3 protein-coding genes and 2 tRNA genes are annotated in these 3,254 nt (G+C 70.2%); 1 reads left to right on the forward strand and 4 read right to left on the reverse strand.

Features of this window, described 5'->3' with window-relative positions:
- The coding region (locus QM634_RS07730) for a DUF4190 domain-containing protein (RefSeq protein ID WP_415042194.1) at positions 1 to 696 on the forward strand (696 nt) is incomplete at its 5' end.
- Positions 697 to 700: 4 nt separating this feature from the next.
- Here QM634_RS07730 and QM634_RS07735 read toward each other — a convergent pair.
- From QM634_RS07735 to QM634_RS07750, 4 genes are all read right to left on the reverse strand, one after another.
- Positions 701 to 2,497: a CocE/NonD family hydrolase gene (locus QM634_RS07735; protein WP_415042195.1), complete on the reverse strand. Its 1,797-nt coding sequence runs from the start codon at positions 2,495 to 2,497 to the stop codon at positions 701 to 703.
- A gap of 85 nt (positions 2,498 to 2,582) precedes the next feature.
- A tRNA-Ala gene (locus QM634_RS07740) sits at positions 2,583 to 2,655 on the reverse strand.
- Positions 2,656 to 2,693: 38 nt separating this feature from the next.
- Positions 2,694 to 2,770, reverse strand: a tRNA-Ile gene (locus tag QM634_RS07745).
- A gap of 82 nt (positions 2,771 to 2,852) precedes the next feature.
- A partial coding sequence (locus QM634_RS07750) for a DUF3566 domain-containing protein (protein ID WP_415042196.1) occupies positions 2,853 to 3,254 on the reverse strand: 402 nt, incomplete at its 5' end.

Here is a 3,254-nt window from a genome sequence, read left to right on the forward strand (position 1 = left end):
CCGCCCGCAGCGCCGACCCCGCCCGCGGCATCGACGAACACCGGCGGCTTCGGACAACCGGACAACCCGCTGCCCGTGCCGCCGACCACCACGTCGCGGATGCGTCGCACCTCGTGGACCCCGGCCCAGCCGGCCCCGGCACCGCGGCCCGGCCCGAATCCGCCGCCGGCTCCCAACGTCGGTGCGCCCAACCCCGGTGCGCCCAAGCACGGCGCCCCCGATGCGGGCGAGTCGACGACGGTGATCCCCCCGATTGCGCCCGGTCCGTCGACCGGTCCGTCAGCCGAGCGGCCCGCGCCGAGCGGTCGCAAGCCGTTGATCACCGGCACCGCCGCGCCGAAACCCCCCGGGGGCGCGCCGTCGACCCCTCCCGCCCCGATGCCGCCGGCGCCGCCGAAGAAGCCGGCGCCGAAGGCCGCGTCGAAGAAGCCCGCACCGGCCAAGCCGCATCCCATCCCGGCGCCGGAGAACGCGAAGCTCAACCGCACCGCGGTGCATGCGCTGCTCTACTCGTTCTTCGGGATCACCGCACCGGTGGGCGTCTACCTCGGCCGCAAGGCCCGGCTGCAGATCGCCCGCACCGGGGAGACCGGCGAGCCCTATGCGATTGCCGCTCTGATCATCGGCTGGGCCTACCTGACGGCGCTGGCCCTGGGTCTGATGACCTATCTGATCTTCGTGCTCGGCGCGCGCTGAGCCGCTACTTCGCCGGCACCGGGTAGCGGTACCGCCGCAGGTAGCCCTCGAGGCTCGTGTTCGACGTCCCCGACGTCGGCGTCCCGGCCGCGGCCGGCGCCAGCGGGATGCGCGCGGTGCCGTCGGTGATCGTCACCCGCCCGAGGCCGGTCGGCTCGTAGTAGTCCCAGCGGTACCGGTTGGAGTCGGTGACGCGGAGGGCCAGGTGGTGCCCGGCGCGCACCAGCCAGTCGGTGGCGTAGAGCCGCACCGTCGTCTGACCCGGCTCGATCATCGACACGTTCTGCGTGATCATCGTGGCCTTGCCCGACGGGTCGACGTCGTACAGGTCGACGGCCAACGGGGTCTCGGCGAACATCGGGTTGGGGTCCGGGTTGTGCACCCGGGTCTTCACCGTGACCTCCGGCTTGCCGCTGATCCGGACCGGCGCGGTCTCGGCGGGCAAGATCGTCCACACCGCGTTGCGGCTGTCGTCGGCGCTGGGCTTGCTGGCCAGCGCGGCGGCGGCCACCCCGTCGAGCTGGGTGGCGATCCACCGGCCCTGGTAGCGGATCTTCGTCGCGACCTGTCTCGCGTCGTATCGGAAGGTGCCGCGCGCGAGGTCGACGGTGCGGACCGCCGAGTTCATCGGCCACGTCGGCTGCGTGCGCCAGGCGGCCGTGTTGTCCTGCACGTAGAAGCCGGTCGGCGCCGGGCCGCGACCCTTGAGGTAGTGGTCGTAGAAGGCGGCGACCTGGGTGTTGAAGTCGGTGCGCCCGGTCGACGAGCGGTCGGTCGCCGACCCCATCATGACGGTGCGGTCGGTGTCGTTGCCGCGCACGTGGTCCCACATGCCCAGCCAGCCGGTGACCGGGCCGTCCAGGTTCTGCAGTGCCTCCACGAGGCCGTCGGCGGCGGTGTTCTGGTCGATGAAGCCCTGCGTCAGGAACACCGGGACCTTCGAGCCGCGCAACGGCTCGAGGATCCGGCGCGATTGCCAGTAGGGGTCGGACTTCAACGGGTTCTGCGGCTGCGCGATCTGCGACGGCAGACAGGTCGGGTTGAAAAGGTTGGCGGCCGAGCGCTGGGTGTGCTCGCGCCACTGCCGACTGTCGACGTTCGGGGGCGGCGGGTTCATCGAGGTGTAGACCAGCGACAGCGGGGTTCCGACCCTGGTCGTGCGCGGCACCGCGTTGCCGTAGAGGTAGCGGTACCAGTCGTACACCGGCTCGGAGGCGACGACGGCCGACAGTCCGGGGATGTGTCCGCCGGCGGCCATCAACCCGGTCACCGCGTCGTAGGACTTCCCGTACATGCCGACCTTGCCCGACGACCAGGGCTGCGTCGCCGCCCAACGGATCATCCGGCGCAGGTCGGCGCGATCGGCGGGTCCACTGTTGTCCGGGCAGCCGGTGCTGCCGCCGTAGCCGCGCAGGTCGACGAACACCACCGCATAGCCGCGGTCGAGGAGCTGGGCGCCGTAGATGAGGTCGTCGTAGCGGTCCGGCGGCTTGGCGGACGGAAGGCCCTTGGTCTGGCGAAGGTGCTGGAAGTACGGCCCGGTCATGAGGATCGTCGGCACGCGCCCGGACCGATGGCGGGGGAGCAGGATGTCGGCGTACAGCTTCGCGCCGCCGGCCGACGGGATGTAGGCCCCGTACCAGTTGGCGCTGGGCGCCTTGCCGAGGAACTCCCATTCATAGGGGGCCGGAGCCGCGTGGGAGACGGTCGCCGCCTGGCCGATTCCGAGTACGGCTGCGAGACCGACCGCGAGCGCGGCCCACCTCGACGCCCCTCGACGCCCCCGACCAAGGGCAAACATGATTCAACACTAACGGATGTAACGGTTCGGTGTCGGACGGGGCGACGCCCGCGTGGCACGCCTTGCGGCACAAGGGAAATGGTTGTGGAGCCTAGGAGAATCGAACTCCTGACATCCTGCTTGCAAAGCAGGTGCTCTACCAACTGAGCTAAGGCCCCGATCGTCGGTGGCTGACGCCGACCCGACAGGTGGTGGGTGGTGGGCCTAGGAGGACTTGAACCTCCGACCTCTTCGTTATCAGCGAAGCGCTCTAACCGCCTGAGCTATAGGCCCGTGAACCGAATGGAGACATTACCGCACTACAGGCCGGGGAAACAAAACGACCGCTACCCCTGCCGCACGAGGGTCGGCGGCACTAGTCCAAATCGGCGAGGGTGACCTCGACGCCGCCGATGAAGTCGGCGCACAGGTTGTAGATGAAGGCGCCCGCACTGGCGAGCGCGGTCAGCAGAATCGCGTCGACGACCCCGATCAGGAAGGCCCAGCCGAAGATGGTGCCGGCCCCGATCGCGTCGGAGGACCCGCCGCCGTCGGTGGTCAGCGTGCCCACCGAGGAGTTCACCTGCGACCAGATGCCCATGCCCTCGAGGATCAGGTACAGGACAGCGACCGCGATCATCCAGATGAAGAAGCCGACGACCGAGAGGATCGCGGAGATCTTCAGCACCGACCACGGGTCGATGTGGCGCACCTGCACCGTCGCGCGCAACGCGCGGGCACCCGTGCCGGCGGCGCCGACCTGCGTCGGGGCGGACCG

Origin of the sequence: Gordonia sp. (in: high G+C Gram-positive bacteria) (assembly GCF_047606305.1) — a bacterium.
GTDB lineage: Bacteria > Actinomycetota > Actinomycetes > Mycobacteriales > Mycobacteriaceae > Gordonia.